Source organism: Roseibium algae, from assembly GCF_037783265.1.
GTDB lineage: Bacteria > Pseudomonadota > Alphaproteobacteria > Rhizobiales > Stappiaceae > Roseibium > Roseibium algae.
On the sequence record NZ_JBAKIA010000017.1, the window covers coordinates 1 to 5307 of the forward strand.

Annotated in this window: 5 protein-coding genes and 2 pseudogenes; 5 read left to right on the forward strand and 2 right to left on the reverse strand. The window is 50.2% G+C overall.

Translation table 11 applies throughout. From position 1 onward, the window contains the following. Positions 1-306, reverse strand: a pseudogene (locus tag V6575_RS19565) (transposase); the annotation flags it as partial. Between the two features lie 112 nt (positions 307-418). On the opposite strand from V6575_RS19565, the gene V6575_RS19570 reads away from it, so the two are divergent. The 5 genes from V6575_RS19570 (at position 419) to V6575_RS19590 (ending at position 4689) form a co-directional block, all read left to right on the forward strand. Continuing rightward, positions 419-994, forward strand: coding sequence for a recombinase family protein (locus V6575_RS19570; RefSeq protein ID WP_340276754.1), 576 nt, complete (start codon positions 419-421; stop codon positions 992-994). A gap of 52 nt (positions 995-1046) precedes the next feature. Further along, a complete protein-coding gene (locus tag V6575_RS19575; protein ID WP_340276755.1) occupies positions 1047-1511 on the forward strand; it encodes a transposase in 465 nt (154 codons plus the stop codon). Positions 1512-1891: 380 nt separating this feature from the next. After that, entirely contained in the window at positions 1892-2680 is a 789-nt protein-coding gene (locus V6575_RS19580; protein ID WP_340276756.1) for an ABC transporter permease, read from the forward strand. Beyond that, on the forward strand, positions 2677-3336 hold the full coding sequence (locus tag V6575_RS19585; RefSeq protein ID WP_340276758.1) for an ABC transporter ATP-binding protein: 660 nt from the start codon (positions 2677-2679) through the stop codon (positions 3334-3336). The genes V6575_RS19580 and V6575_RS19585 overlap by 4 nt, the downstream gene beginning before the upstream one ends. Positions 3337-3366: 30 nt before the next feature. Beyond that, positions 3367-4689 carry a KpsE/RkpR family capsule polysaccharide export protein gene (locus tag V6575_RS19590; RefSeq protein WP_340276759.1) on the forward strand — a complete coding sequence of 441 codons (1323 nt, stop codon included), beginning with the start codon at positions 3367-3369 and terminating at the stop codon, positions 4687-4689. Positions 4690-4696: 7 nt separating this feature from the next. Here the strand turns inward: V6575_RS19590 and V6575_RS19595 are convergent. Beyond that, positions 4697-4936: pseudogene (locus V6575_RS19595) on the reverse strand (IS5/IS1182 family transposase); the annotation flags it as partial. Between the last annotated feature and the right edge of the window lie 371 nt (positions 4937-5307).

Sequence of the window (5307 nt, forward strand, 5' to 3'; positions counted from 1 at the left end):
CGACCGCATTCATGGCCATCTCTCGCCTTCGAGACGGCCTTAACGCTTTTTTCCAAGCGCCTCCTTCAGCAAATCGTTCTGCATGCTCATCTCGGCATACATGCGCTTCAGGCGACGGTTCTCCTCCGCCATATCCTTCATCTCGAATATCAATGACGCATCCATACCGCCGAACTTCGCCCGCCATTTATAGAAACTTGCGCTGCTCATGCCGTGCTCCAGGCAAAGCTCAGAGACAGGCACTCCACCCTCCGCCTGCCTCAACACCGCCATGATCTGTGCGTCGCTGTATCGTCCGTTCTTCATCAAAAATCTCCTCAGATATCTTGCCGAGAAAATTCTACTTTTGAACACCACTAATTTTAGGGGGGATTACCAGGTATCATTACGTACACCTATTTCGTAAAGAAGGTTGTCCATGTCACGCACTTTTGCCTATGCCCGCGTCTCCACTTTCGACCAAACACCCGAAAATCAAATCCGGGAAATCGAAGCCGCTGGTTTTGCAGTTGAGCCGCACCGCATTGTTGCAGAAACCATCTCAGGTTCGATGGCCATCGCGCAGCGCGAGGGGTTTTCCAAATTGCTGGACAGAATGGAGAAGGGTGACGTGTTGATCGTCACCAAGCTCGACCGGCTTGGGCGCGATGCTATTGATGTCAGCACCACGGTAGCCAAGCTCGAAGACATCGGTATTCGTGTTCACTGCCTCGCACTCGGCGGTGTTGATCTCACCAGCTCCGCCGGAAAAATGACTATGAACGTCATCAACGCCGTGGCCCAATTCGAGCGCGACCTCCTGATCGAACGCACGCAATCTGGCCTCGCCCGAGCCAAAGCAGAAGGAAAAATGTTGGGCCGACCAGCAGCTCTATCAGCCGCTCAGCAAGCTGAGGTGAAAGAGAACATCAAAAACGGCGAGGCAATCTCAGCCATTGCACGCCAATTCAAAACCAGCAGGCAAAAAATTATGCGCGTCAGAAATCAGGGATAAGCCTATGTCGCGTTTCGTACCTTTGTTGGGATAGACCCTGGATGGCACGCCCTTGCCGCAGATCGCCCTGCCGGTGTTTGGCTATAAGAGCCACATCAGTATCGATCGGCGTTTTGGCTTCATCCGCGGCAGTGCGGTGACATCGGCTTCAAGCCCTGATGGCCACCAATTGCAGCATGTTGTTGCCAAGGACAATACCGCCTCCGATGTGTGGGCTGACAGTGCCTATCGCTCCAAGAGGAATGAACAATGGCTGGCTGACAACATGCTGGTGAGCCAAATTCACCGGCGTAAGCCAGCAAGCAAACCCATGCCGCAGGCAACCGCCCGCGCCAATGCGAAAAAGTCTTCCATCCGCGCGCGTGTCGAGCATGTCTTTGCACACCAGAAGAACCGCTATGGCCTGTTCATCCGCACCATTGGTCTGGCCCGCGCTGAAACGAAACTGACGCTGGCCAATCTCGCCTACAACTTCGACCGCCTGATTTTCCATGAACGAAAAAACGCCCTGGGATGAGTCCGCCTTAAAGGCGGACAAACGACCAAAACCCGGCCTGGCCCAGCCCGGACCGGGCCAAAACGGCTGCTCTCATCCGTCAAATCCGAGAGACTGAAACAAAACAGTGGGTTTTTGCGGGTCTCCAGATGGGAATCCTATTTCGATTCAGGATGTTCGGAAAATGCTCTAACTTTCAAAGTGGACCACTCAAGTGGGGCTGATCACACATTCAAAGGAGTGGATCATGATTTTCAAAATACTACTATTTAAAACAAAATTCATTTAAGGTCGTGAACAAGAGCTAGGCATCGTACTGGATTATGAGGACAACCCATTATCCAGATAAATCGCCATTAAAAACAACATTTGCAGAAACCCTATTGCCTATTGGCGAGTACATGTATTCAGAAACATTCCAACGAAGTTTGAAACGGCAATTCGCAATCACGTTCGCGCTGATCATCCGCGAAATGACGACGCGCTACGGGAACAAGATCGGCGGCTACATGTGGGCGGTACTAGACCCCGTTCTGACCATTGCGATCTTGACGACTGTCTTTTCAGCGATAGCCCAATCACCTCCACTTGGCCGCAGCTTCACCCTTTTCTTCGCAACAGGCTACGCAACATTCTACATGTATCGCTCAATGAGCGAGCAAATCAGCCCTTCAGTCGAAGCGAACAGAGCCCTGTTGAACTATCCCGTTCTTAGCCCATACGATACTGTTATTTCCCGTGTGATCCTTCAGGTCTTTACCCTATTTGTAGTAAATTTGCTTCTGTTCGGCGGTCTTTATCTCATGGTACCATTCGAACAGATCAATCTTAAGCCGATATTCTTCGGGAGCTTGATTGCAATTGTGCTAGGCGCCGGAGTTGGAATGGCAAATATTGTATGGTTTCATTTTAGCAGCACCTATCAGCAGATATGGGGTATTATTAATCGCCCCGCATTCATTGTTTCAGGCATCTTCTTCTTGCCGGAAACCCTTCCACACCCGTTCCGCGAAATTGTCATGTGGAACCCGTTAATTCATATAATTGGACTAGTGCGGACTGGTTTCTACCCGACCTATCGCGCGCCCTATATTAACCTACCCTTTGCGGTAGGTTTGGCCGTATTCTCCTTGGTGCTCGGTTTCTTTCTCGTGTGGTTGTTCGATGCCAGATTAAGGGAACAAAAATGATACGGCTGGATCACGTCACTAAGTCATTCAAGCACAAGAATGAAATGCGATATATCGTCAAAGATGTATCATTCACTATCCCGCGTGGGGACAGCATCGGCTTGCTTGGTCGCAATGGTGCCGGAAAGTCCACCCTTCTTCGCCTGATTGCCGGCACGATCAAACCGACTGCTGGTCGCATTCACAGATTTGCCCATGTCTCTTTTCCACTTGGCTTTCAAGGCAGTTTCAACGGGTCACTGACCGGTGAACAGAACGTCCGATTTGTTGCCAGAATCTATGGTTGCGATACCGAAGAGCTTGTAGAATATGTCAGGGATTTTGCCGAACTGGAAAATGCCTATCAAATGCCAGTCAAAACATACTCATCTGGAATGAAGGCCCGACTGGCATTTGGTGTTAGTATGGGGATAAAATTTGACTATTATCTTGTCGACGAAATAACAGCCGTTGGTGACGCCAACTTCAAAAAGAAATGCAAACGCATATTCGAGGAAAAACTGGAACATTCAGATATTGTCATGGTATCACACTCAAATGCTTCTTTGAAAGAGTATTGCACGACCGGTATTGTCCTCGAGGACGGAAACTTAACATATTACCCCAACATTGATGATGCAATTGGCCGACACAACGCAAACATGGCGCGGCGTTGACCTTAATCCCGCCTGACAGGATGTAGCCACATGGTGCTGAAAGACCCAACGACGGAGAAAAATAATCTGGAAACGGTCCGGCCGGTCACAAGAACGCTGCCGCCCCAAACCGGTGGACAGACGCAACTGAAACCTGCCCAAGATACCGGCCTGCTCGACCGGCTAAAGCGCTCGGGACTTGACCCTCAAAAGTTATTGGACCTTGCCCTTGCCGGAAAATCCCGAAAAGCTACCATCAAGCAGCGTCACCGCCTGATCCTATTAGGCTACATCTTCTTTGTCGGATTACCGTCGCTGATATTTGCGGCTTACATGCTTTTCTGGGCCAGCGATCAGTATCACAGCACAACGGCTTTTGCCGTACGCAGTTCTAATATGTCTGCGGCAACCGAGGTTCTTGGAATGGTGCTGTCCGGGGGGAGTGAATCAACCACTTCGAACAGTTATATCGTCAATGACTACTTACAAAGCCAGGCGGTGCTGGAAGATCTCTCAGAAGAAATCGACCTTCAGGCGATCTTCAACCGCAACGATGCTGACTGGCTTTTTCAAATGGGGCGAGACCTGCCGATCGAAGATCAGCTTGCCTATTGGAATCGCATGGTTAGCATCAGCTTTGATGGAACATCTGGTGTGATCTACGTTGAAGTGAGAACATTTGCCCCTCAGGATTCCGTCACCGTGGCAAATGCAATATTGAGACGGAGCGAAATTCTGGTGAACCAACTGTCCGAGGCAAACCGCCGCCAGGGCGTGCGGTTTGCAGAAGAGACAGCTGCACGCGCCGAAGCTGGATTGAAAGCTATTCGCCGACAGATGTTGGCTTTCCGTGACCTCACACAAGAAGTCAGTCCTGAGGACAATGCCAGGATGGCAACTGAAATGATCGCCGCGCTTGAAGCGCGCGTGGCGACCAAGGAAACGGAAAAAAAGACCCTCGAAACCTATCTTGATCAAAACTCACCACGTGTTAGGCTGATGAATCAAGAAATCCGCGTGCTCAATTCCCAAATCGTAGAAGCTCGACAAAAGCTAGGGACAGGAAACAATGGCGGTGCAGAAAAAACATCGAACAGAGATAGAATCTCTCTTAGAATTTCTGATTATTCGGATCTGAAGCTAGAAGAAGAATTCGCCAACCGGTTTTACACCACAGCCTTAGCCGGACTTGAAAAGGCCCGCCAGGACGCAGACCAAAATACAATGTACTTGGCAACCTTCATTGAACCGACGCTATCTCAGCAAGCGCAATACCCTCATCGGTTGCTCTATTCATTCTCCGTATTTCTCCTACTCGCAGGTCTTTGGACGGTGCTCGTTCTAATGTACTATAACGTTCGGGACAGGACTTAGAGTCTGTTCAAGAAAGCGGATAGCGGGCCAGCCTTCGAGTCATGAGCTTGATCATTGCGGTCTGTATGAAGGCGAGGCTTGTCGTTGAGAACCTCTCGAAATCCTTTGCCAGGCGGCGGTTTATTCCAAGCCATGCCAATGTGCGCTCAACGATCCAGCGTTTTGGCAACACCTCAAATCCGACCTGATTGCGTTTGACGATTTCCACCGGTCGCGGGCTTGCGGCTTGAACTTTGGGTCCCTGATAGTGATCAGCCCCACTTGAGTGGTCCACTTTGAAAGTTAGAGCATTTTCCGAACATCCTGAATCGAAATAGGATTCCCATCTGGCTTCAGATCTGATTCAAAATACGGGTTGGCGAAGGAGGCCAGCCTCTATGTCACACGCCTTGTCGACTGATCTGCGTCACCGTTTGGTTGTTGCCGTCGAAGACGGGATGTCTCGTCGCTCCGCCGCCAAACGATTTGGTGTTTCACCTTCGACGGCGATCAGGGGAGGCGGTAATCCCCCCTAAAATTAGTGGTGTTCAAAAGTAGAATTTTCTCGGCAAGATATCTGAGGAGATTTTTGATGAAGAACGGACGATACAGCGACGCACAGATCATGGCGGTGTTGAG

Bases quoted from the DNA above. Each gene is read 5' to 3' on its own strand.
- V6575_RS19590 (WP_340276759.1), top strand. From the start codon at position 3,367: ATGGTGCTGAAAGACCCAACGACGGAGAAAAATAATCTGGAAACGGTC.
- V6575_RS19570 (WP_340276754.1), top strand. From the start codon at position 419: ATGTCACGCACTTTTGCCTATGCCCGCGTCTCCACTTTCGACCAAACA.
- V6575_RS19585 (WP_340276758.1), top strand. From the start codon at position 2,677: ATGATACGGCTGGATCACGTCACTAAGTCATTCAAGCACAAGAATGAA.
- V6575_RS19580 (WP_340276756.1), top strand. From the start codon at position 1,892: ATGTATTCAGAAACATTCCAACGAAGTTTGAAACGGCAATTCGCAATC.